The 22,711-nt window shown below is 71.8% G+C and carries 21 protein-coding genes and 1 pseudogene; 9 read left to right on the top strand and 13 right to left on the bottom strand.

The features are described 5' to 3' along the window. Nucleotides 1–17 precede the first annotated feature (17 nt). On the bottom strand, nt 18–1,241 hold the full coding sequence (locus SA2016_RS16670) for a M20 metallopeptidase family protein (protein ID WP_066500246.1): 1,224 nt from the start codon (nt 1,239–1,241) through the stop codon (nt 18–20). 90 nt (nt 1,242–1,331) lie between these two features. Here SA2016_RS16670 and SA2016_RS16665 point away from each other — a divergent pair, with 90 nt between their 5' ends. The 6 genes from SA2016_RS16665 to SA2016_RS16640 all read left to right on the top strand — a co-directional run bounded on the left by SA2016_RS16665 (nt 1,332) and on the right by SA2016_RS16640 (nt 6,606). Continuing rightward, nucleotides 1,332–2,396 (top strand): Lrp/AsnC family transcriptional regulator, encoded by a 1,065-nt coding sequence (locus tag SA2016_RS16665; RefSeq protein ID WP_066500244.1) that lies wholly within the window; start codon nt 1,332–1,334, stop codon nt 2,394–2,396. A 210-nt stretch (nt 2,397–2,606) separates the two neighbouring features. Beyond that, a complete protein-coding gene (locus SA2016_RS16660; RefSeq protein ID WP_066500241.1) occupies nt 2,607–4,295 on the top strand; it encodes a DEAD/DEAH box helicase in 1,689 nt (562 codons plus the stop codon). A gap of 89 nt (nt 4,296–4,384) precedes the next feature. Continuing rightward, on the top strand, nt 4,385–4,864 hold the full coding sequence (locus tag SA2016_RS16655; RefSeq protein WP_066500239.1) for a pyridoxamine 5'-phosphate oxidase family protein: 480 nt from the start codon (nt 4,385–4,387) through the stop codon (nt 4,862–4,864). Nucleotides 4,865–4,987: 123 nt separating this feature from the next. Then, nucleotides 4,988–5,386, top strand: coding sequence for a YccF domain-containing protein (locus SA2016_RS16650; RefSeq protein WP_066500235.1), 399 nt, complete (start codon nt 4,988–4,990; stop codon nt 5,384–5,386). Nucleotides 5,387–5,466: 80 nt separating this feature from the next. Beyond that, entirely contained in the window at nt 5,467–6,060 is a 594-nt protein-coding gene (locus SA2016_RS16645) for a YceI family protein (protein ID WP_066500233.1), read from the top strand. A gap of 18 nt (nt 6,061–6,078) precedes the next feature. Next, on the top strand, nt 6,079–6,606 hold the full coding sequence (locus tag SA2016_RS16640) for a 2'-5' RNA ligase family protein (RefSeq protein WP_084249602.1): 528 nt from the start codon (nt 6,079–6,081) through the stop codon (nt 6,604–6,606). Nucleotides 6,607–6,659: 53 nt separating this feature from the next. Here the strand turns inward: SA2016_RS16640 and SA2016_RS16635 are convergent, their stop codons facing one another. Continuing rightward, complete coding sequence (locus SA2016_RS16635; RefSeq protein WP_066500231.1) at nt 6,660–7,568, bottom strand: DUF4031 domain-containing protein; 909 nt, start codon at nt 7,566–7,568, stop codon at nt 6,660–6,662. A gap of 162 nt (nt 7,569–7,730) precedes the next feature. Between SA2016_RS16635 and clpB the strand changes: the two genes are divergently transcribed. Beyond that, complete coding sequence (gene clpB / locus SA2016_RS16630; protein WP_066500229.1) at nt 7,731–10,370, top strand: ATP-dependent chaperone ClpB; 2,640 nt, start codon at nt 7,731–7,733, stop codon at nt 10,368–10,370. Nucleotides 10,371–10,395: 25 nt separating this feature from the next. Here the strand turns inward: clpB and SA2016_RS16625 are convergent, their stop codons facing one another. Further along, complete coding sequence (locus SA2016_RS16625) at nt 10,396–11,037, bottom strand: septum formation family protein (protein ID WP_141305654.1); 642 nt, start codon at nt 11,035–11,037, stop codon at nt 10,396–10,398. A gap of 175 nt (nt 11,038–11,212) precedes the next feature. Here SA2016_RS16625 and SA2016_RS16620 point away from each other — a divergent pair, with 175 nt between their 5' ends. Then, nucleotides 11,213–11,443, top strand: coding sequence for a DUF3073 domain-containing protein (locus SA2016_RS16620; protein ID WP_066500221.1), 231 nt, complete (start codon nt 11,213–11,215; stop codon nt 11,441–11,443). Continuing rightward, nucleotides 11,412–12,377, top strand: coding sequence for an NAD-dependent protein deacetylase (locus SA2016_RS16615; RefSeq protein WP_084249601.1), 966 nt, complete (start codon nt 11,412–11,414; stop codon nt 12,375–12,377). Before SA2016_RS16620 ends, SA2016_RS16615 begins: the two co-directional genes overlap by 32 nt. A gap of 128 nt (nt 12,378–12,505) precedes the next feature. On the opposite strand, the pseudogene purM reads toward SA2016_RS16615, so the two are convergent. From purM to SA2016_RS16565, 10 genes and pseudogenes are all read right to left on the bottom strand, one after another. Continuing rightward, nucleotides 12,506–13,692 (bottom strand): annotated as a pseudogene (purM, locus tag SA2016_RS16610) (phosphoribosylformylglycinamidine cyclo-ligase). Next, nucleotides 13,689–15,281: an amidophosphoribosyltransferase gene (purF, locus tag SA2016_RS16605; protein ID WP_066500220.1), complete on the bottom strand. Its 1,593-nt coding sequence runs from the start codon at nt 15,279–15,281 to the stop codon at nt 13,689–13,691. The pseudogene purM and the gene purF overlap by 4 nt, the downstream one beginning before the upstream one ends. Before the next feature lie 12 nt (nt 15,282–15,293). Then, nucleotides 15,294–15,707, bottom strand: a complete 414-nt coding sequence (locus SA2016_RS22330; protein WP_229710967.1) for a hypothetical protein — start codon at nt 15,705–15,707, stop codon at nt 15,294–15,296. A 103-nt stretch (nt 15,708–15,810) separates the two neighbouring features. Then, complete coding sequence (locus SA2016_RS16595) at nt 15,811–17,304, bottom strand: nucleobase:cation symporter-2 family protein (protein ID WP_066500217.1); 1,494 nt, start codon at nt 17,302–17,304, stop codon at nt 15,811–15,813. A 240-nt stretch (nt 17,305–17,544) separates the two neighbouring features. Then, nucleotides 17,545–18,477, bottom strand: coding sequence for a factor-independent urate hydroxylase (gene pucL / locus SA2016_RS16590; RefSeq protein WP_066500215.1), 933 nt, complete (start codon nt 18,475–18,477; stop codon nt 17,545–17,547). Nucleotides 18,478–18,483: 6 nt separating this feature from the next. After that, nucleotides 18,484–18,825, bottom strand: coding sequence for a hydroxyisourate hydrolase (gene uraH, locus SA2016_RS16585; RefSeq protein WP_066500213.1), 342 nt, complete (start codon nt 18,823–18,825; stop codon nt 18,484–18,486). Beyond that, nucleotides 18,822–19,364 (bottom strand): 2-oxo-4-hydroxy-4-carboxy-5-ureidoimidazoline decarboxylase, encoded by a 543-nt coding sequence (uraD, locus tag SA2016_RS16580; protein WP_257125788.1) that lies wholly within the window; start codon nt 19,362–19,364, stop codon nt 18,822–18,824. Before uraD ends, uraH begins: the two co-directional genes overlap by 4 nt. Before the next feature lie 354 nt (nt 19,365–19,718). Continuing rightward, nucleotides 19,719–20,192, bottom strand: a complete 474-nt coding sequence (bcp, locus tag SA2016_RS16575) for a thioredoxin-dependent thiol peroxidase (protein ID WP_066500209.1) — start codon at nt 20,190–20,192, stop codon at nt 19,719–19,721. Between the two features lie 32 nt (nt 20,193–20,224). After that, nucleotides 20,225–21,568, bottom strand: a complete 1,344-nt coding sequence (allB, locus tag SA2016_RS16570) for an allantoinase AllB (protein ID WP_066500207.1) — start codon at nt 21,566–21,568, stop codon at nt 20,225–20,227. Next, complete coding sequence (locus tag SA2016_RS16565) at nt 21,565–22,710, bottom strand: glycerate kinase (RefSeq protein WP_066500205.1); 1,146 nt, start codon at nt 22,708–22,710, stop codon at nt 21,565–21,567. The genes allB and SA2016_RS16565 overlap by 4 nt, the downstream gene beginning before the upstream one ends. Nucleotide 22,711: the final 1 nt, after the last annotated feature.

Below are 22,711 nucleotides of genomic sequence, written 5' to 3'. Positions count from 1 at the left end.
GTGGGGGGGGGGGGTGGTCAGCGGCCAGCGAGCTGGGCGGTCTTGGAGAAGGCGAGGTGCGCGTAGAGGGCGGCGCCGTCGGCGAGGACGGCGTCGTCGAAGGTCGCGTACGGGGAGTGGTTGAACGCGGCGGTGCCCGGGTCCACGCCGGCGGGGACGGCGCTGAGCCCGATGAAGGTGCCGGGGATCTCGGCCAGGACCCGCGAGAAGTCCTCGGACCCGCTCAGCGGCTGCGCGAGGCGGGCGTGCCGGCCGGCCGCGCCGCCGAAGAGCTCGGCCACGGCGGCCTCCGCGAACTCGGTTTCCGCGGTGTCCGTGATGGTGAGCGGGTACTCGGCCTCGTAGCGGACCTCGACGTCGAGGCCGTGGGCGTGGGCGATCCCGGTCAGCAGGCGGGGGATGGCCGTCTGCATGCGCTCGCGGTGGGCGTCTGAGAAGGTGCGGATCGTGGCGTCGAACTCGGCGGTGTCCGGGATGATGTTGCGCTTGGTCCCGGCCGCGAGCCGCCCGACCGTGACGACCGTCGGATCGAACATGTCGAACTGGCGGGTGACCATCGTCTGGAGCGCGAGGACCATCTCCGCGGCCACCGTCACGGGGTCCTTGGCCGAGTGCGGGGCCGATCCGTGGCCGCCCGCACCCAGGACCCGGACGAACAGGCCGTCCGAGGCGCTCATCATGACGCCCGGACGGGTGACGAACGTCCCGTGCGGGGCCATCGAGGAGAAGACGTGCATCCCGAACGCGGCGTCGGGGCGGCGGCCGGCGGCGTCGAGCACCCCCTCGCGGAGCATCACCCCGGCCCCGTCGAAGCCCTCCTCGCCGGGCTGGAACATGAAGACGACGTCCCCGGCGAGCCGGTGGCGGGCATCGGCGAGCAGCGTCGCCGCGCCGAGCAGCATCGAGGTGTGCAGGTCGTGGCCGCACGCGTGCATCGCGCCGTCGATCCTCGAGGTGAAGGCAGCGCCCGTGCGCTCCTGGACCGGAAGGGCGTCCATGTCCGCCCGCAGCAGCACGGTGGGAGCCGCCTGGGCGGACTCGTGCGGCCCGCCGCGCAGGACGGCGGTGACCGACGTCGTGTCCGTGCCGGTCGAGACCTCCAGGCCGAGGCCGTCGAGCACGGAGAGGACCTTCTCCTGCGTGCGCGGGAGGTCGAGCCCGATCTCGGGCTCCTCGTGGAGGGCATGCCGCCACTCGGTCAGCGTGTCCTGGAGGCTGCGGGCATCAGCGATGAGGTCCATGGTTCCTTTCCTGTGACGTGCGCCACGTGGCGGTCGATGCTGACCAGTGTGTCGCTCTGGGCGCCACAGGGGGCTAGATTCGGCAGCATCATGCAGAACTCTCCCCGAGACAGTCAGAAATATGCAGGGCTCCGGGCAACGGACCAGCTCTCGGAGGCCGACCTCGAGCTCATCAACGCCCTGCAGATCGCGCCCCGGGTCACGTGGCAGGACGCCGGCCGGATCCTGGGGGTGCGCCCGGCCACGCTGGCGGCGCGGTGGGAGCGCATCGAGTCCCAGGGCCTGGCGTGGATCACCTGCTACGGAGTCGGCGACCCCACGGAGATGACCCTCGCCTTCGTCGACGTCGACTGTGCTCCGGGCAGCACCCCCGCCGTCGCCGAAGCCCTCAACGCGATCCCGGAGGTCCAGACGGTGGAGCTGCCGGCCGGCCACCACGACTGCGTCCTCACCGTCTTCACCGCGACGCTGGCCGACTACGCCCAGCGCGTCGCCCCGGCGATCCTCGCCATTCCCGGCGTGGAGCGGGTGCAGACCTCGCTCGGGAGCAGGCTGCACCAGGCCGGCCACTCGTGGCGGATCGCCGCGCTCGGCCCGAAGAAGTCGGCGGCGTTCGCAGAGCTCGCCGCGCGCGGGGCGGCCGAGGGGCCGCTCTCCCCGGCAGCCCGCGACCTCCTGCCCCTCCTCGCGCGGGACGGCCGGGCGACGGCGGCCCAGATGGCCAAGGCGCTCGGGCGCACCCCGTCCACCGTGCAGCGCCAGCTCGCGCGCGTCCTCGGCTCGGGCCTCATCGCGTTCCGGTGCGACGTCGCGCAGAACGCCGTCGGCTTCCCGGTGACGTGCACGTGGTACGCGCGGGTTCCGCCCGGGCAGCACGCCGCCGCCGCGGCGGCCGTCCGGTCGCTGCGCTCGGTGCGCCTCGCGGCCTCGATCACCGGCCAGGCCAACTTCCTCGTGACGATGTGGCTCCGCTCCGTCGCCGACGTCATGACGGCGGAACTCGCCCTGCAGGAGAAGGTTCCCGGGATCGAACTCCTCGAGAGCCTCGTGCTCCTCCGCGTGACCAAGAGGATGGGCGTCCTGCTCGGTGCCGACGGGCGCGCCGAGGGGCGCGTGGCCATGCCGCGGGAGGCCATGCCCGCGGGGCTCGACTGAGCGGAGCCGGCGACAGTGTAGACTGGAAGATCGGTGCGCCCGTCGCACCTGCGTCGATGAACGCGTTGACAGGCCCCGCGCCCGGACGCGAGCGCCCCGGATAGGGCGCCGCCCGGACCCGCGGTGAGGCCAGGCTCCCTTTCCTCGGCGACCCCCTCGTGCCGGCTTGGCGCGTGGGGCCGATCCGACGCTGGAGTGTTCTTCACAGCTATGGCTGACACCACCTTCGTTTCCCTCGGCGTGCCCACCGCCCTGACCCGCGTCCTCGCGGAGCAGGGCATCGAGACGCCGTTCCCCATCCAGACCAAGACCCTCCCCGACACGCTCGCGGGCCGGGACGTCCTCGGCCGCGGCCGCACCGGCTCGGGCAAGACCATCGCCTTCGCGCTGCCGCTCGTGGCGCGCCTCGCGGACACCGTGGGCGGCGCCCGCCGCACCCCGGGCCGCCCGCGCGGGCTCGTCCTCGCACCGACGAGGGAGCTCGCGACCCAGATCAACGCGACCGTCGAGCCCCTGGCCCAGGCCGCCGGGCTGAACACGACCGTGATCTACGGCGGCGTCTCCCAGGCGCGCCAGGAGCGCGCGCTCAAGGCCGGCGTCGACATCGTCATCGCCTGCCCCGGCCGTCTCGAGGACCTCGGCCGCCAGGGCCTCGTCTCCCTCGCGGACGTGGACGTGACCGTCCTCGACGAGGCGGACCACATGGCGGACCTCGGCTTCCTGCCGGTGGTCAAGCGCCTGCTCGACCAGACCCCCCAGGGCGGCCAGCGCCTCCTCTTCTCGGCGACCCTGGACAACGGCGTGGACAAGCTCGTCAAGCGCTACCTCCAGAACCCGCTCACGCACTCCGTGGACGCGCCCCAGGCCGCGGTGAGCACGATGGAGCACCACGTCCTGCTCACGGCCGACGCCGCGAGCAAGAAGAACCTCATCGAGGTCCTCGCCTCGGGCAAGGGCCGCCGCGTGCTGTTCATGCGCACCAAGCACCACGCCAAGCGGCTCGCGCAGCAGCTGACGAAGTCCGGGATCCCTGCCGTGGACCTCCACGGCAACCTGTCCCAGAACGCCCGCGACCGCAACCTCGCGGACTTCTCCTCGGGCGAGGTCAGCGTGCTGGTCGCGACGGACGTCGCCGCGCGCGGCGTCCACGTGGATGACGTCGAGCTCGTGGTCCACGTGGACCCGCCCGCCGAGCACAAGGCCTACCTGCACCGCTCGGGCCGCACGGCCCGCGCAGGCTCCGAGGGCACCGTGGTGACCATCGTCCTGCCCGAGCAGAAGCAGGACGTCCGCAAGCTCCTCAAGGACGCGGGCGTCAAGGTCGAGGTGACCCCGGTGACGTCCTCCTCCCCGGAGGTGCTCGCGCTCGTCGGCGAGCGCGCCGAGTACGTCGACCCGGCCGAGCGCGCCGCCGCCGTGGCCGCGAAGATGCCGCAGCAGGGCGGCGGCCGGTCCACCGGCTCGAACGCGCAGCGCAAGCGCTCGCGCCGCGGCTCGGGCCAGGGCTCGGCCGCGCCGTCCGCCGCGCACGACGACGTCGCCCGCCGCGGCGGCCGCGGAACCGGCGGCGCCGGTCACCGCAATGACGTTCCGGCCGCCCAGGGCCAGAGCGGTGGGGGCCAGTCCGGCGGGAGCCAGTCCGGGCGCGGCCAGCGCTCGCGCGGCCCGGCCGAGGGCACGGGGCGGGGCCGCAGCCAGCAGCCCCGCGGACAGAAGCGCGCCGAGCAGCCGAACGGGGGCAGCGCCCCCGTGTGGAGCTCGACCACGGGCGGCACGTCCGGCGGAAGCTACGGCGGCGGCGCCGGCGCCTCCGGCCAGCGCGGCGGAGCCCAGGGCGGCCAGGGCCGGGGACGGCGCGGCCCGCGCCGCGCCAGCGCCCCCGCCTCCAACAGCCGCTGAACCGCACGCCGCGGGGCGCACCGGGCGCCCCGCGGCACGGGGCCGTTGGGCACTGATCCCCGCGGCGGCCGCGTGCGTACACTGTCTGCATGAGCAGCCACGAGACCTCTGCCCCGTCCGAGGGCGTCCGCAGCCTCTCCCCGGAGGACGCGTGGGAGCGGGCACGCACCATGGTGGTCGGGCGGATCGCGTTCAGCTCCGACGAGCGCCTCGAGCTGTTCCCGATCAACTACCTCGTGGACCGCGGGACCGTGCTGTTCCGGACCGCGCCGGGCACCAAGCTCGCGGCATCGCTGGGCCGCCTCCAGGTCGTCTTCGAGGTGGACGGCTATGAACCGGAGCTCAACGAGGCGTGGTCCGTGGTGGTCCACGGGGCCCTCGAGCCCGTGCTCGACACCGCGGAGATCGTCGAGGCCGTCTCCCTGCCCCTCTTCCCCTGGCAGTCGGGCGAGAAGGCCTTCTTCGTCCGGATCGTGCCGTCCCAGATCACCGGCCGCCAGTTCCCGGTCGCGGACCCCTCGCACTGGGTCTCCCAGTTCACCGGCGTGCGCCGGGCCCAGTCCGAGTAGCCCCGGCCGCCAAGCGGGAGGACCACACGAATCGTGGCCCCGCTCGGCACCGCGCCACGCGAGGCGGAACCGCGGATGCGTGGCAGCTACAGGCCCGCGGCCCCGCGGGGCAGACTGGTGTCCATGAAGACCATCCTGAATCTCATCTGGTTCATCTTCGGCGGCTTCGCCCTCGCCCTGGGCTACTTCCTCGCGGGCGTGGTCTGCTGTGCGCTGATCGTCACGATCCCCTGGGGGATCGCCTCCTTCCGCATCGCCTCCTACGCGCTGTGGCCGTTCGGGTGCACGGTCGTGGACACCGGGCGCGGAGGCGCCGCGTCGGCGCTCGGCAACATCATCTGGCTCCTCGTCGCGGGGATCTGGATCGCGATCGGGCACGTGGCCACCGCCCTGGCGATGGCCGCCACCATCGTCGGGATCCCGCTGGCGATCGCGAACCTCAAGCTCATCCCGGTCTCGCTCATGCCGCTGGGCAAGGAGATCGTCCCGAGCAGGCGGCTCCTCGCGAGCTACACGCGCTGAGCGGGGGCGTCCGGGCGGGGTATTCTCGTCTGGATCCTGGGGGGAGCGCACTATAAGTTGTATCCGACAAGGAGGCACCCATGCCCGAACTCGACAGTTCCCTCGCCGGCGAGTGGCGTATCGACCCCGCCCACACCCGCCTGGGGTTCTCGACCCGCCATGCGATGGTCACCAAGGTGCGCGGCGCGTTCAACGACGTCGACGGCGTCATCAACGTCGATGTCGATGAGCCGACCAACTCCTCCGTGAGCGTCACCATCAAGGTGGCGAGCATCGACACGCGCAACGCCCAGCGGGACGAGCACCTGCGGACCAACGACTTCTTCGATGCCCCGCACTACCCGGAGATCACCTTCGTCTCCAAGCGCATCGACCAGGTCGAGGAGAACAGCTTCATCGTCAACGGCGATCTCACGATCCGCGGGGTCACCAAGGAGATCGCCGTCCCCATCGAGTTCATCGGCATCGAGACCGACCCCTTCGGGAACATGCGGGCTGGCTTCGAGGGCTCGCGCCGGATCGACCGCAAGGACTTCGGCGTCAACTGGAACGCGGCGCTCGACTCCGGCGGCGTCCTCGTCTCCGACCGGATCCTGCTCGAGTTCGAGATCTCCGCGATCAAGTCCGCGGTAGACGCCGGCGGAGCCGAGCAGGCTCAGGCCCAGCAGGCCTGACCGGCCCGGGCGGCTGGCGTGGGCGAGGACGGGGAGCCGGCCGAGGCCGCCGGCGAGTCCACGGACGCAGCCCCCGCCCACCCCTTCGTCGCCGTGGCGTTCGTCGACCCCACCGGGATCGGCCAGCGCTTCGGCAAGCGGCACTGGCCGCTGCATGTGACGCTCCTCCGGTTCGACACGGCCCCGGCGGCCGCCCACGCGGCGGTCGCAGGGGCCGTTGCCGCGTCCGGTGCGGCCCTCCCGCTGCGCGTGCGGATCGGCGCCGACGCCGACTTCGGCTACCGCGGCCGGGTCCGGGTCTCCCTCGTGGAGCCGGACGCCGGCCTCCAGGTGCTCCACGACCGTCTCCGCGAGGCCGTCGCCGCCGTGGGCGGCCGGATCCACAGCCCCCAGCACACCGGGCACGGGTTCAGGCCGCACGTGTCAGTTCAGGGCGAGCGGCGCGTCCACACGGGCCAGGTCGTCACGCTCGCCACCGTGGCACTGGTCGACATGGCCCCGGACGGCGACACCGACTGGCGTGTGCCGCTCGAGGCGTGGCCGTGACCGGGCCCTGACCCGGTGTCGCCCCGGTGTCGCCCAGGCTCAGCGGCCGAGGCTCAGCGTCCCAGCCACGAACCGGCGTCGAGCTCCGCGCGCAGGTTGTGCTGGGCCCGGCCGGCCCACAGGCTGCGGGCGGAGTCCGTATGGAAGAGGGGGTCGAGCCCGAGGAGCTGTTCGAGGACCGCGGCCCGGCCGGCGCGGAACGCCTCGTCCGGCACGTGGGCGAACTCTGCACGGACCTGCGCGGCGTACCGCCGGTATCCGTGGCGGTCCCGGCCCAGCACGGCGAGGTCTGCGTCGCACAGGAGCTGCCCCGCGGCGTCGGACGCTGCGGGCGCATGCCCCGCGGTGAGCCGCACGAGCCTCCCCACTTCGCCCACCTCCGCGGGCGGGAGCCCGGCGTCGGCGAGTCTGGCCTCGGCCAGCTGCGCCGACTCCTCCTCGTCCCGGCCCGGTTCGGCGCTGCCCGCCGCCGGGGCGCGGTACACCGCGTCGTGGAACCACGCGGCGAGGACGACGGCGCGCGGCGGGGTGCCGCCGTCGTGAATCGTCCCGAGGGCCCCGAGGACAGCGAAGAGGTGGGCGCGCGTGTGGTAGCGCCGGTGCGGCTCCGCCCAGCGCGTCAAGAGCTCCCGCCCGAGCCCCTCCCGGCCCGGGAGGAGCGCCTCCCAGCGCTGGGCCAGCGGAAGCTCGAGGGCCTTGGACCGCTCGCGTGCGGGCACCCGCAGGCCGGACGCGATGAGGGCCCGGGCGAGGTCCCTCCCGGTCACCTCCCGGGCCCCGCGTGCCACGAGGTCCGCGTGGCGGCGCTCCGGGACGTCGTAGTGGTCCTCGTCGAAGGCTCGCTCCGGGATCCCCGCCGCCGCGGCGAAGACGTGCAGCTCGGCGAGGGAGGCATCGGAGACCAGGTGCGCGAAGACTGTCCCGTGGGCCGGCCACATGGGGGAGTCGATGAGGATCGCCATGGGCACCAGCATCCACCCCGCGGTGCCCCCGTGTCGCGGCGGACGGGGGCGCCGTCGACTTGTTCCCAAGACTTGAGTCGCTTACACTCAGGTTAAATGCGTTGACCTTCGTGAAGAAGGCGCGGTTGGATGGATGCGGAACCTGTGGGAAGGGAGCTTGCTGTGGACGTCAAATTCACCACCAAGAGCCAGGAGGCGCTCTCTGCGGCGGCGATGAACGCCTCGACCGCCGGCAACCCCCAGGTGGAGCCCGTCCACCTCCTCAAGGCGCTCATGGACCAGCGCGAGGGCGTCGCCGTCGCGCTCCTGAGGGCCACGGGCGCGGACCCGGACGCCGTCAGCGTCGCCGCGAGCATGGCCATCAAGGCGCTCCCCGCCAGCTCCGGCAGCACCGTGGCCCAGGCCCAGCTGAGCCGGCAGGGCCTGCAGGTCATCCAGGCCGCCCAGCAGCAGGCCGAGCAGATGGGGGACACCTACGTCTCGACCGAGCACCTCCTCATCGGCCTGGCGGCCGACGGCGGCGCTGCGGGCAAGGCGCTGCGGGACAACGGCGCCCAGCTCGAGTCCCTCAAGGCAGCCCTCCCCGGGGTGCGCGGCGACCGGAAGGTGGACTCCCCGGACCCCGAGAACACGTTCCAGGCCCTCGAGAAGTACGGGACCGACCTCACCGCCGTGGCCCGCTCCGGCAAGCTCGACCCCGTGATCGGCCGCGACTCCGAGATCCGCCGGGTCATCCAGGTCCTCTCGCGCCGCACCAAGAACAACCCGGTCCTGATCGGCGAGCCCGGGGTCGGCAAGACCGCCGTCGTCGAGGGCCTCGCCCAGCGGATCGTGGCCGGGGACGTCCCGGAGAGCCTGCGCGGCAAGACCCTCATCTCCCTCGACCTCGGCTCCATGGTCGCGGGCGCGAAGTACCGCGGCGAGTTCGAGGAGCGGCTCAAGGCCGTCCTCGAGGAGATCAAGGCCTCCGAGGGCCAGATCGTCACCTTCATCGACGAGATCCACACCGTGGTCGGCGCCGGCGCCACCGGCGACTCCTCGATGGACGCCGGCAACATGCTCAAGCCCATGCTCGCCCGCGGCGAGCTGCGGCTCATCGGTGCCACGACGCTCGACGAGTACCGCGAGAACATCGAGAAGGATGCCGCCCTCGAGCGCCGGTTCCAGCAGGTGTTCGTGGGCGAGCCGAGCGTGGACGACACCATCGCCATCCTGCGCGGCCTCAAGGAGCGCTACGAGGCCCACCACAAGGTGGCCATCGCCGACTCCGCCCTCGTGGCCGCCGCCACGCTGTCCAACCGCTACATCTCCGGCCGGCAGCTTCCGGACAAGGCGATCGACCTGGTCGACGAGTCTGCGTCCCGCCTGCGCATGGAGATCGACTCGGCGCCGGAGGAGATCGACCAGCTGCGCCGCGCCGTCGACCGCCTCACCATGGAGGAGCTCGCCCTCGAGGGCGAGACGGACGCCGCGAGCGTCGAGCGCCTCGCCGCCCTGCGCGAGGACATGGCGGACAAGAAGGAGCAGCTCGCCGCGCTGAACGCACGCTGGGCGGCGGAGAAGGCCGGCCTGAACCGGGTGGGCGACCTCAAGGCGAAGCTCGACGAGCTGCGCGGACTCGCGGACAAGGCGCAGCGCGAGGGCGACCTCGCCGAGGCCTCCCGCATCCTGTACGGCGAGATCCCGACCTTCGAGCGCGAGCTCTCCGAGGCCTCCGCCGAGGAGGCCGCCGGGGACCGGCTCGGCAGCGCGAAGATGGTGGCGGAGGAGGTGACGGCGGACGACATCGCCGAGGTCATCTCCGCATGGACCGGCATCCCCGCCGGGCGCATGCTCCAGGGCGAGAGCCAGAAGCTCCTGCGGATGGAGGAGGAGCTGGGCAAGCGGCTCATCGGCCAGAGCCGAGCCGTCCAGGCCGTCTCCGACGCCGTGCGCCGGGCGCGGGCCGGCATCAGCGACCCGAACCGTCCCACCGGCTCGTTCCTGTTCCTCGGCCCCACCGGCGTCGGCAAGACCGAGCTCGCCAAGGCCCTCGCGGACTTCCTGTTCGACGACGAGCGCGCCATGGTCCGGATCGACATGAGCGAGTACTCGGAGAAGCACGCGGTAGCCAGGCTCGTCGGCGCCCCTCCCGGATATGTCGGCTACGAGGAGGGCGGCCAGCTGACCGAGGCTGTGCGGCGGCGCCCCTACTCGGTCATCCTCCTCGACGAGGTCGAGAAGGCGCACCCCGAGGTGTTCGACATCCTCCTGCAGGTCCTCGACGACGGGCGCCTGACCGACGGGCAGGGGCGCACCGTGGACTTCCGCAACGTGATCCTGGTGCTCACCTCGAACCTCGGCAGCCAGTTCCTCGTGGACCCGGACCTCAGCGAGGGCTCCAAGCGCGAGGCCGTGATGGGCGTGGTCAACGCCTCGTTCAAGCCCGAGTTCCTCAACCGGCTCGACGACGTCATCATGTTCGACGCGCTCTCGGTCGACGAGCTGTCCAAGATCGTCGAGCTGCAGGTCGACTCGCTCCAGGCCCGGCTCACCGAGCGCCGCCTCACCCTCGAGGTCACCGACGGGGCCCGTGCCTGGCTCGCGATGACCGGCTACGACCCCGCGTACGGGGCGCGGCCGCTCCGCCGCCTCGTCCAGCGCGAGATCGGGGACCGGCTCGCCCGCGAGATCCTGGCCGGCGAGATTTCCGACGGCGACACCGTCCTCGTGGACGTGGCCGACGTCGAGGTCGACCTCAAGGACCTCACCGGGGCCACGAGCGGGCTGAGCGTCAAGCGCAAGGAACCCGCGGTGCAGTAGGGCCTCAGGCCCGGGCTGCCGGCGATCAGTGGAGGAAGGACGTCGTCAGCGTGTTGCCGTTCGTGCTGACGATGTAGCAGTCCATCCGGCGGTCGCCGGACTTCCAGCCGTCCTCGCTCGGGTAGGCGGAGCGCTGCTTGAGGGCGCTGATGTCCTGGGGCAGCTTCACCTCGGAGGCCTTGCACAGCTGCCCGGCGCGCTGCTCGAGGGCGTCCCGGCCCGGGTAGGCCTCGCTGTCGGCGGCCTTCTCGACCCCGACCAGCTGCGCGGAGTGGGCCTGCGTGCACGGGACCCTGTCGCCGGAGGCGGCCGTGGCATCGAAGTCTGCGAAGCAGTCGCCCTTGGCGTAGGCGGTGGCCTCGACGGAGGCGGCCCTGCCGATCCCCGAGAGCGCGGCGATGCCCCAGATGATGAGGCCCACGGCCGCGGCGGCCGCGAGCACGATCCAGGCCGCCGGGCGCCTCCGGCTCCGGCGCGCCTGCCGCCTCCTCGCGCTCGGCTCCTCGGGAAGCGGCTCCTCGGGGACCGGCTCCTCGGGGACCGGCTCCGCAGCCATTTCAGCCGGAACGGACGGCATCGCCGCGGTCATCGGGGAGCGCGCGGGACGTGGGGGAGGGGGCGGGAAATCCTCGCGGCGCGGGGCATCAGGGACGTTGGACGTGCTCATGCACTGGGCTCGCTTCCTTGTAGCTCACACGGCCAGTGGCCAGCGCCGAGCGAATACGCGGAACGGCGCAATTACCTGTAGTCTAGACCTACGACAAATTGATCAGACACTCCGGGGCCTCGCGAACGTGCCTTCGCGACAACCTCCGGGACGACGCAAAAGAGGGGGTCACGCCATGGGGCGCGGCCGTCAAAAGGCTAAGGCAACCAAGCAGGCCCGGGACATCAAGTACTACAGCCCGAGCACTGACTACGCAGCTCTCGAGCGGGAACTCGGCTCGCAGGGCGGCCACTCGTCTCACCGTTACGCGGACAACCCCGAGCCGGACTACTCGGACTACGAGGACAAGTACGCGGATCAGTTTGCCGACGAGGATGAGGACGAGGACTCTCGCCGGATCGGTTGAGGCCCTGAACCCCTTCGAGCATCCGGCCGTCGCCGGAGCGCATGCCGCCGCACTGCGGTCCATCGCCCGCGAGGTGACCGAGAACGCCGCACCCCAGCCGTCCGACGTCGCCCGTGAGGGGATCCTCGGGATGCTGCGCGGCGGCAGCGTGCTCGTGCTCACCGGGGCCGGGGTCTCCACGGCGTCGGGCATCCCGGACTACCGGGGCCCGCAGGGGTCCTGGCGCAAGCACCGTCCGATGACCTACCAGGAGTTCCGCCACGATCCCGCCGCGCGGCACCGCTACTGGGCGCGCAGCTACATCGGCTGGCGGCACCTGAACCGGGCGGAGCCCAACCGGGCCCACCGGCTCCTCGCGCGGCTGGAAGCGACCGGCCACGTGGCCGGCGTCGTCACGCAGAACGTGGACGGGCTGCATGCGGCGGCCGGCACGCAGCAGCTCGTGGCGCTCCACGGCGACCTGGACCGGGTCGTGTGCCTCAACTGCGGCAACCTCGAGGGCCGGACCAACCTCGACGAGCGGCTCGCCCAGGCCAATCCCGGCTACGCCGAGGCCGTCGCCCACGATCCCGCCACGGTCAATCCGGACGGCGACGTGGAGCTCGACTCCCGCTGGGTGGCGCGCTTCGTCATGGTCCCCTGCCTCGTCTGCGGCTCGGACATGCTCAAGCCGGACGTCGTGTACTTCGGCGAGGGCGTGCCGGCCGAGCGCAAGGAACGGGCGACGGCGATGCTCGCCGCCGCGCGGGGCCTCCTCGTGCTGGGCTCGTCGCTGGCGGTCATGAGCGGGTTCCGGTTCGTGCTCGACGCGGCCCGCGACCGCAAGCCGGTGGGGATCGTCAACCAGGGGCCCTCACGCGGGGACTCCCGGGCTGTCTGGCGCTGGCGCGCCGACATCGGCGAGGCCCTCGAGGAGCTCAGCGGCGCCCTCTGACGCCCCCACCCACTTCCGTTTCGGGGACGCATCTCGTCGGCACAACGGCGTTTCGGGTACGAGCCTTCGCACCCGGAACGCCGGAAACGCGACGAGATGCGTACCCGAAACGCAGGGGTGGGGAGGGGTCAGGAGTAGGCGTTGACGAGGCGGACCGCGCCGCCGTCCACGCCCTTGGCGCCCTGAACGTAGTCGGGGTCGCCGGCAGGGGCAACGGTCGCGTCGTCCTGGGAGACCCGGCCCATGACCACGAGGGCAGCCCGCGCTCGGCGAGGCGCGCCAGGGCGGCGTCGGCGGCCTCGGGCGCGACGATGGCGACCATGCCCACGCCGAGGTTGAGCGTCCGCTCGAGGTCGGCCTGCGGCACGCCGCCGAGCTCGGCGACCAGCTTGAAGATGGCCGGCAGCTCCCAGGTGGATCGGTCCACGGTCGCGAGGAGGCCCTTGGGCAGCACCCGGGCGAGGTTGGCTGCCAGGCCGCCGCCGGTCACGTGGGAGAACCCGCGCAGCGCGAGCTCCTCCCCGCCGGCCGCCCCGTTCAGCTCCCGCACGAGGTCGAGGCAGTCCGCGGCGTACACGCGGGTCGGCTCGAGCAGCTCCTCGCCGAGGGTCCGCCCAAGCTCGGAGACCTGCCGGTCGAGCGCCCAGCCGGCGTGGTTGATGACGCGGCGCACGAGGGAGTAGCCGTTCGAGTGGATGCCCGAGGAGGCCATGCCGATCACGACGTCGCCCTCGCGCACCCGCTCGGGGCCGAGCAGGGCGTCCGCCTCGACGACGCCGGTGGCCGCGCCCGCGACGTCGTACTCGTTCTCGCCGAGGAGGCCCGGGTGCTCGGCCGTCTCGCCGCCCACGAGGGCGGTTCCCGCCACGGAGCAGGCCGCCGCGATGCCGCGCACGATGTCCGCGATGCGCTCCGGGACGACCTTGCCGCACGCGATGTAGTCCGTCATGTACAGCGGCTCGGCGCCGACCACCACGATGTCGTCCACGACCATGCCGACGAGGTCGAAGCCGATCGTGTCGTGCACGTCCATGGCCTGCGCGATCGCGACCTTGGTCCCGACCCCGTCCGTGGAGGTCGCCAGCAGCGGCCGGCGGTAGGTGAGCAGGCGCGAGACGTCGAACAGGCCCGCGAAGCCGCCGACACCGCCGAGCACCGAATCGGTGTGGGTGGCCTTGACGGCGTCCTTCATGAGCTCGACGGCGCGGTCCCCGGCCTCGACGTCGACACCAGCGCCAGCGTAGGTAATCACCGTGTTGGCGGTGCCGGAGGCACCCTGTGCGGGCTGGGACTGGTCAGGGGTGCTGGCGCTCATGCGGTTTCATTCCTGTCGGCCGGGGTCAGCAGGGACTCGAGTTCGGATCCGGGGCCCGGGTCGCAGCCGGCGGCGCCGGGGCGTTCTGCGGGATCGGCGGTGGCGCCGTCCGCCGTGGCCGCCGCGGTGTCGCGCTCGAGGAGGTTTTTGCCGAGCCGGTCGGCGCTCGGCAGCTCGATCGGGTACCTCCCGGTGAAGCAGGCTGTGCACAGGCGCTCGCGTGGCTGGTGCGTGGCGGCGATCATGCCGTCCTCCGAGATGTACCCGAGCGAGTCCGCGCCGATGGCCTGGGAGATCTCCTCGATGGTGGCCCCGTTGGCGATGAGCTCGGCGCGCGAGGCGAAGTCGATCCCGTAGAAGCACGGCCACTTCACCGGCGGGGAGGAGATCTTGACGTGGACCTCCTTGGCCCCGGCCTCACGAAGCATGCGCACGATGGCCCGCTGCGTGTTGCCGCGCACGATCGAGTCGTCCACCACGACCACGCGCTTGCCGCGGATCACGGACTCGAGCGCGTTGAGCTTGAGCCGGATGCCGAGCTGGCGCAGCGTCTGGGACGGCTGGATGAAGGTGCGGCCCACGTAGGAGTTCTTGACGAACCCGTGCGCGAACGGGATGCCCGACTCTTCGGCGTACCCGACCGCGGCCGGGGTGCCCGACTCGGGGACCGGGATCACGAGGTCCGCCTCGTGGGTGTTCTCCCGCGCGAGCTGGCGGCCCATCTCGACGCGGGACTCGTACACCGAGCGGCCGGCGATCGAGGCGTCCGGGCGCGCGAGGTAGACGTACTCGAAGACGCAGCCGGCGGGCGTGGCCGCGCCGAAGCGCTGGGAGCGGACGCCCTTCTCGTCGATGGCGATGAACTCGCCGGGCTCGATCTCGCGGATGAAGCTCGCACCGACCGTGGCGAGGGCGGACTGCTCCGAGGCGACCACCCAGCCGCGCTCGAGCCGGCCCAGGCACAGCGGGCGGATCCCGTGGGTGTCGCGCGCGGCGTAGAGCGTGCCCTCGTCCATGAACACGAAGCAGAAGCCGCCGCGGATCTTCGGCAGCAGCTCGATCGCGGTCTGCTCGAGGGTCTGGCCCTTCTGGCCCTGCAGGAGCGCTGTGACGAGGGCCGTGTCCGAGGTGTTGCCCTGCTTCATCTCGCCCGTGAGCTCGCCGCCGGTGAGCTCCTCGATCATGTCCCGGAGGTCGGCGGTGTTGGTCAGGTTGCCGTTGTGGGCGAGGGCCACGGTGCCGTTCGCGGTCGCGCCGAGCGTGGGCTGGGCGTTGGCCCAGTGGCTCGCGCCGGTCGTCGAGTAGCGGCAGTGGCCCACGGCCAGGTGGCCCGTGAGCGTGTTCAGTGTCGACTCGTCGAACACCTGGGACACGAGACCCATGTCCTTGTAGACGTTGATCCGGGTGCCGTCGCTCGTCGCGATGCCCGCGGATTCCTGCCCGCGGTGCTGGAGCGCGTACAGGCCGTAATAGGTGAGCTTGGCGACTTCTTCGCCGGGTGCCCACACCCCGAAGACGCCACAGGCGTCCTTGGGACCTTTGTCGTTTGTGTCTAAGTCGAGCGAGAGGAGTCCGTCACCACGTACCACTGGTCGATTGTCTCATGGAGCCGGGGCCGGGCCCGCCTCGGGGCCGTCCTCGTCCGTGGATGACGTGCCCGCCGCGGCCGGCGAGTCCGCGGACGACGGCGAGTGGCCGCCGTCGTGCGCCAGGGCGCCTTCCGCCGTGGCCTCCGCAGGAGGGGCCGGCTCCTCGACCTCCTCGACGGTGGCCCGCTGGGCGCGGCGCAGCGAGACGCGGTCGAGGACGAGGGCCGCCAGGCCGCCCAGGAGCACCCCGCCAGCGGCGAAGAGGACCAGGAAGTAGCCGAACACCGAGCCCTGCGTGTAGTTCTGCGGAGCGGGCTCCGCGTAGGACGTGATCGCCGCGACGATGACGCCGAGCACGCCGCCGGCCACGAGGAACGGCACGTACTTGGGGGCGCGGCGGACGCTGATCTGGCGCTGGGAGGGCATGGGACAAGCCTATCCGCCGCCGGCGGCACGCACGACGCCGCCCCGTCACCGGCGGATGGCGGTGACGGGGCGGCGCGGGCAGGGGTGCGAGCCCCAGTCGGGGTCAGTGCGCCCCGTGGGCCTCCTTCACGGGGAGCTCATTGCCGTCCTTGTCCAGGACCTTGCCGTTCTCGCAGCGGTCGCCCTCCTGGAGGCAGTCGAGGACCTGGATCGGGATCATGCGGGTGGGGGCGGCGGCGAACACCGAGGGATCGTGCGGGGTGCCGCGCTTGACCACGTTGAAGATGATGTTCAGCAGGACCGCCATGATCGCCGCGGAGGAGATGCCCGAGTCGAAGATGACCTGGAACCACGAGGGGAAGCTCGCGTAGAACGTCGGGCTGACCACCGGGATGAGGCCGAATCCGATCGAGGTCGCCACGATGATCAGGTTCATGTTGTCCCGGTAGTCGACCTTGGACAGCGTCCGGATGCCGGAGGCCGCCACGGTGCCGAAGAGGACGATGCCGGCGCCGCCGAGGACAGGCATCGGGATCGCCGCGACCACGCGGCCGAGCACCGGAAGGAGGCCGAGGATCATGAGGACGCCGCCGCCGGCCGCCACCGCGAAGCGGCTCTTGATGCCGGTCACGGCCACGAGGCCGACGTTCTGGGCGAACGCGCTCTGGGTGAAGCCGTTGAAGATCGGCGACACCGCGGAGGAGAGCATGTCGGCGCGCAGGCCGTTGGCGATGCGCTTGGAGTCGACCTTCGCCCCGGTGACCTCGGCGACGGCGAGGATGTCCGCCGTGGTCTCCGTGAGGATGACGAGGACGACGATGACCATGGAGATGATGCCGGCCGGCGGGAACGTCGGCAGGCCGAAGTGGAAGGGGTCCGGAAAGGCGAAGATCGGGCCGTTGGCGACCTGGGAGAAGTCGGCCTTGCCGAGGATGGCGGCGATGACGGTCCCGATGACGATCGCGAGCAGGATCGACAGGCGCGAGATCATGCCGCTGCCGAGCTTGCTGAGGACCATGATGATCACGAGGGTGAGCGCCATGAGGCCGATGTTCGCCATGCTGCCGTAGTCCGGGGCCTTGGCGTTGCCGCCGAGGGCCCAGCCTGCCGCGACCGGGACGAGCGAGAGCCCGATGGTGGTGATGACCACGCCGGTGACCACGGGCGGGAAGAAGTGGATGATCTGGGCGAAGAACGGTGCGACGATGAGGCCGATCACCGAGGCGGCCATGACGGAGCCGAAGACCGCGGGGAGTCCGCCGCCGCCGTTCACGATGGCGAGCAGCGTGGCGACCGAGGCGAACGAGGTCCCCTGGACGAGCGGCAGCTGGGAGCCGAACCACTTGATCCCGAGCGTCTGGAGGAGGGTCGCGAGCCCGCCGATGAAGAGGCAGGCCGTGATCAGGAGGGCGAGGTCGGGACCCTTGAGGCCTGCGGCGGAGCCAATGATGAGCGGCGGGGCGATGATGCCGCCGTACATGGTCAGGACGTGCTGGAAGCCGTAGGCGAAGGCGGTGCCGATGGGCAGCTTCGTGTCTTCCGGGCGTGCCGCCTCGGCGCTGTGATGGCCTGGTGCGGGCGCTTGATTTCGGGACATAGCGGACCTCCTTGTCAGCTGGATATTCCGAGTGCGCAACTTCTCTGTGGGTGGGTGATGTGCCGCGGGCGGCCGGCGCAGGGAGTGCCGGGCCGCCCGCGGCGGTCTGTGGCCCCCGGAGGGGACGGTCCCGCCTCGAGGTGAGGCGAGTCGGAGGGAGGACGACGGCGGCCGGAGTTCACCGCCGTCGTGCCTCTCCCCATGGGCGGGAGGCTGGTGCCGAGAGGTGGTGGCGCCGGCTCAGCAGAAGCCGGTGATGCCGTCCCAGGCGTCGTTGTCCGCCGAGATGGACTCGCGCTGGAAGTTCGCCTCGATGAGGCCGTACGGGCGGTCGGCCGCGTAGAAGACCTCGTTGGGGTTGTCCAGGCCGAACGGAGTCAGGTCGACGAGGAAGTGGTGCTTGTTCGGGGTCGAGAAGCGGATCTCCTCGATCTCGGCGTGCGCATCCAGGACCTTCTGGGCCATCTGGAAGAGCGTCTGCTGGAGGGCGTACGAATAGCCCTCGGTGAACCCCTCGAGCAGGAGCGCCTTGACGTCGTCGTAGGACTTGTTGAAGTCCACCGACCCGTTGGCGACCGCCTCGGGGCTGTACCGCCACCGGGCCGAGACGTCGGTGGCAAGGATGCGCTCCGTGGTCTCCGCGAGGGTGGTGAAGCGGTCCTTCGGGTAGCCCACGAAGCCGGACTGCGTGGACTTGAGGACCGTGAGGTCGTTCAGGCCGGAGATCACCTGGACGGCGTCACCGTCCTTGACGACGACCGCGTTGCGGACCTCCTGGCCCTTGCGGACGAACGAGTGGTCGTGGCCCTCGGCCTTGCCCTGCCCGGGGGCGGAGATGCGCTCCCAGGCGTACTGCTCCGCCTCCCAGCGGCCGCCCGTGACCCATCCGAACTCGGAGGTGAAATGGTTGGCGAGGCGGAGGAGGAACTGCTCGGGCGAGCCGACGCCCTCGCGGGCGAAGCCGTAGACGGTGTTCTTCTGGGTGTCCGTCGGGACCACGTGGCCGTTGTCGCCGTCGAAGTGGGCGGCGTCGAAGTCGCCCCGCAGCTGCGAGGTGACGCTGAGGTCCTCGATTTCGTGGCGGTCGGTGTCGCGGGTGATCTTGACGACGCGGACCTCGGCCTTGCCGTACTGGTTCTTGCCCAGGACGATCTTGGTGTTCTCGGTGCTCATGGGTACTTAGCTCCCTCGGTACGTGGAAAAGGCGAAAGGACTCAGCAGAAGCGGCACGTGGTAGTGCGCCTCGGCCGCGTTGACCGTGAAGGCCAGCGATACCTCTGGGAAGAAGGTGTCCTGCCCGATGCCGGCGAAGTAGGCGCCCGTGGCGAACGTGAGGCGGTACTCGCCGCTGTCCAGCCGTTCGGGGCCAAGCTCTTTCACCCGCCCGTCAGCATCGGTGATGCCCGCTCCAATCTGGGACCATGCCTCGCCGTCGCGGGCGTAGAGTTCGACGGCGACACCTGCGGCCGGCTTCCCGGCAGCGGTATCCAGAATGTGGGTGGTCACATGGGAGACGCTCACGCGCTCAGCTCCTCTCGGAATGCGCCGTCCTGCACGCTCTGCTGCAGGCGCAGCACCGCGATCTCGCGGAGCTGCTCGGCGACGATGGGCTCCTCCTGCTCGGGCGTGTGGCCCAGGCGTTCCTGGAGGGCGGAGAGCATCTCCTCGGCACTGCGGCCGGCGGCGCGGATCAGGAAGACCCGGCCGAACTTCTCCTCGTACGCCCGGTTCCCCTCCGCCAGGGCGGCGGCGATGTGCTGGTCGTCGGGATTGACGCCGGCCTGCTCGCTGCGCGACATCGATGCCTCGGCCGAGGCGCCGGACGCCCTCTCCCCGATGCGGGGATGGTGGGACAGTGCGCCCTCCAGCTCCTCTGGGGTGAAGGGGTCCGCCGCGCGGCGCGCTGCTGCCAGGAGGTCCTCGACGCCCGGGAACGGGCGTGCTGCGGTGATCTCCTCGACCCAGCGGTCGATGTCGAGGCACGGCTTCAGGAGCTCTCGTGCCTCAGGGGCGGGGGCGGCATTGAACTGTTCAAGCAACATGGCTTGTCGGGTCCTCAACTGCTCAATGCTGGCATCCACGGTGACGGCTATACGGAACGTCGGTTTCTTGGGTTCCGCATCGTGGAACTGTTATTTCAGCATGTGCAATTATTCTGACCTACGAACGGTGTGACTGTCAACACGTCCGGGTGATCTGGGATACAGGGATTGTGCCATAGGGGCACTCCACAGCCGAGGGGCCCCGCCGAGGCCCGTGGGGGCCTGAGGCCACGAGTGTGCGGCTCACGCGGGTGCTGAGACTTCGAACCCGCATCAGCCGCACACTCGACGGTGACTCCCGGGGGGGCGGCACGCAGAAGGGCCCCGGACGCAGCAGCAGCCGGCCCGGGGCCCTCGGGCGGGCTCAGCAGGTCAGAGGCCGAGCCTGGTGCGCAGCGCAGCCACGTGGCCGTCTGCCTGCACGTTGTAGTCGACGGACTCGATCTCGCCCTCGGGGGACACCACGGCCGTGGACCGCAGGATGCCCTCGCGGACCTCGCCGTTGACGATCTTCTCGCCCCAGGCGCCCCACGCCTTGGCGACGGCTGCGCCCTCGTCCGCAAGGAGCGGGAACGTGAGCGAGAAGTCCTCGGCGAACTTCGCGATGTCCTCCACGGCGTCCGGCGAGATGCCGATGACCTTGACCCCGCCGGCGTTGAGCGCGTCGAGGCTGTCCCGGAAGTCGCACGCCTCGGTGGTGCACCCGGGGGTGGCCGCCTTCGGGTAGAAGTAGACGACGACGCGGCCGCCGCGGTAGTCCTCGAGCGAGACCGGCGTGCCGGTGGCGTCGGGCAGGGTGAACGCGGGGGCCTGCTGCCCCGCGCTGAGCTTGGTCAGTGCTGTCATGGTTCCTCCTGTAGGCAGATCTGCCAGTCGTCTCACGCGGAGCCGCGGCGGAGCAGCTGGCCCTTGGGCTCGCTGAAGTCCACTTCGGTGCCGCGCACGAACGTCCGCCGCACCACACCGGAGAGGGACTTGCCCTGGTACGGCGTGATGTGGTTCTTGTGGTGCAGCTTCTCCGCGTCGACGACGAACGTCTCGTCCGCGGCGAACACGGCCAGGTCCGCATCGTAGCCCGGCGCGAGGTGGCCCTTGCGCTGCAGCCGGGCGAGCTCGGCCGGCCTGCGCCCCATCCACTCGACGACGCGCTCGAGCGGGATGCCCCGCTGCCGGGCCTCGGTCCAGATGAGCGGCAGCCCGAGCTGGAGGGAGGCGACGCCGCCCCAGGCCACGCCGAAGTCACCGTGCTCGGGATCCTTGAGGTCCACCGTGGAGGGGGAGTGGTCCGAGACGATGCAGTCGATCACGCCGTCCTCGAGCCCCTTCCACAGCAGCTCGCGGTTGGAGGCCTCGCGGATCGGCGGGCAGCACTTGAAGGCCGTGGCACCGTCGGGGATCTCCTCGGCCAGCAGCGTGAGGTAGTGCGGGCACGTCTCGACGGTGAGCTTCACGCCATCGCGCTTGGCGCTGGCGATCATCGCGAGCGCGTCCGAGGAGGACAGGTGCAGGATGTGGGCGCGCGCCCCGGTCCAGCGCGCCCGCTCGATGACCCCGGCGATCGCGACGTTCTCGGCGCCGCGGGGCCGGGAATGGAGGAACCGCTCGTAGACGGCGCCCTCGGCGGAGGGGGCGTGGTCGATCGCCTGGGAGTCCTCGGCGTGCACGATCATGAGCCCGTCGAACGAGGCGATCTCCGCGAGGTCCTTCTCCAGCTCATCGATCTCCAGGTGCGGGAACTCGTCGACGCCGGAGTGGAGGAGGAAGCACTTGAAGCCGAACACGCCCTCCTCGTGCAGCGGGCGCAGGTCCCCGGTGTTGCCCGGGATTGCCCCGCCCCAGAAGCCCACGTCCACGAACGACTGCGTCTCGGCCGAGCGGCGCTTGACGTTGAGCGCGTCCACGCTGACGGTGGGCGGGATCGAGTTCAGCGGCATGTCGATAATGGTCGTGACGCCGCCGGCCGCCGCGGCCTTGGTCGCGGAGGCGAAGCCCTCCCACTCGGTGCGGCCGGGCTCGTTGACGTGGACGTGGGAGTCGACGAGGCCGGGGATGAGGGTCTCGTCCTCGGCCAGCTCGATCACCTCCCGGCCGGCAAGCCCGGCCCCGAGGGGCTCGACGGCGGCGATCCGGCCGCCGGAGATGCCCACCTCGCGGGGGTCGATGCCCTCGTCCGTGAGGACCCGCTGCCCGCGGACCACGAGGTCGTATTCGATATCAGTCACCGCACAGGTTCCCTTCCGCTCTTGTCTCCAACGATAGATGCGGCCAGATCGATCCCGACCTGCCGCACGAGGCTGCGCGCCCCGCGGATGCACGCCTCGACGTCCGGCTCGAGGTCCGTGAGCGCGTGCACGGCGTCGAAGCCGGCCGCGGCGGGGTCCGCGAGCTGGCTGCGCCCGCACACCGCCACCACCGGGACGCCGAGGGCCCGGGCCTCGGCCGCGACGCCCACGGGGGCCTTGCCGGCGAGGCTCTGGAGGTCCAGGCTGCCCTCCCCGGTGACGACGAGGTCGGCCCCGGCGAGCTTCTCGCGCAGGCCGGTGAACTCGACGACGACGTCGATCCCGCGCCGCCGCGTCGCGCCCAGGGCCAGTGCCGCGTAGCCGACGCCCCCGGCCGCACCGGCCCCGGGCTGGCCCTTGGCCGCGGCGGCCGCAGGCCCCATCGCCGCCCCGAGGACGGCCGCGAACGCCTCGAGGGCGGCGTCGAGCTCCTCGACGTCCGACGGCGTGGCCCCCTTCTGCGGGCCGAACACCGCGGCGGCGCCGCGCGGGCCGGTGAGGGGATTGTCGACGTCGGCCGCGAGGGTCAGGCGGGCCCGGTCGAGGCGGGTGTCGAGGTCCGACAGGTCCGCCTCGGCGATCCGCGCGAGGGCCGCGCCGCCGAGCGGGAGGCCGTTGCCGGCGTCGTCCGTGAAGCGCGCGCCGAGCCCGGCGAGCATTCCGGCGCCGCCGTCGGTGCAGGCGCTGCCGCCGACGCCGAGGACGATGTCCCGGCAGCCGGCGTCGAGCGCGGCGCGGACGAGCTGGCCGGTGCCCAGGCTCGTGGCGCCGCGGGCATCCTTGACCCCGCCCGGGAGGACGTCGAGGCCCGAGGCGGCGGCCATCTCGATGACCGCCCGGGTGCCGGACACGGCGAACTCCGCCGTGAGCGTGGCACCGGTGGGGCCGGCGACGGCCGCCCGGCGCGGGGTGAAGCCCGCGCCGAGCGCCGCGGTCACGGTGCCCTCGCCGCCGTCGGCCACGGGGACCAGGACGAGCTCGGCCTCCGGGAGCACCGCGCGGATGCCCTCCGCGAGCGCCTCGGCCACCTCGGGGGCCGTGAGGGAGCCCTTGAACTTGTCGGGGGCGAGGACGATCTTCATC

The sequence above is a fragment of the Sinomonas atrocyanea genome (assembly GCF_001577305.1).
GTDB classification, from domain to species: Bacteria; Actinomycetota; Actinomycetes; order Actinomycetales; family Micrococcaceae; genus Sinomonas; species Sinomonas atrocyanea.
The sequence above is the reverse complement of the archived record's forward strand: the minus strand, read 5'-3'. Positions and strand labels throughout refer to the sequence as shown.